Source organism: Paenibacillus periandrae, from assembly GCF_022458865.1.
Classification (GTDB): domain Bacteria; phylum Bacillota; class Bacilli; order Paenibacillales; family NBRC-103111; genus Paenibacillus_S; species Paenibacillus_S periandrae.
Genome location: NZ_JAJNMU010000164.1, coordinates 1 through 329, shown reverse-complemented (window position 1 = coordinate 329; position 329 = coordinate 1). Strand labels below are relative to the sequence as shown.

The following is a 329-nucleotide window of genomic DNA, read 5'->3' as shown; positions in this document are numbered from 1 at the left end:
AAGATCAAGATACGTTCGAAATTATACCATTCAATAAATTTGGTGACGGTCCAGGCAAACAGCTAACTTTAGTGCCTCCAAACGTACCGGTAGCTTTGGGAAATAAGTTGGTAAACATAGGGGACTGTGTTTTACTAGGTGGTAGACTATGGAACGTTGTTGGTCCCAATTATCTTATTAGCAAGGACGTACTAACAAGTATGGCATATGGCGCATCTTTTGATGTGGCTAATACTGGAAGTGTAGCATACTATCTGAACAATACTTTATACAACACATTTAGTGAGCAGGATAAATCCTATGTTCAATATAAAATGTGGACGATATAT

At 37.7% G+C, this 329-nt stretch carries 1 protein-coding gene; it reads left to right on the top strand.

The features are described from left to right. Positions 1-329, top strand: a 329-nt coding sequence (locus LRL21_RS45065) for a hypothetical protein (RefSeq protein ID WP_240422237.1), incomplete at both ends; no start/stop codon positions are given.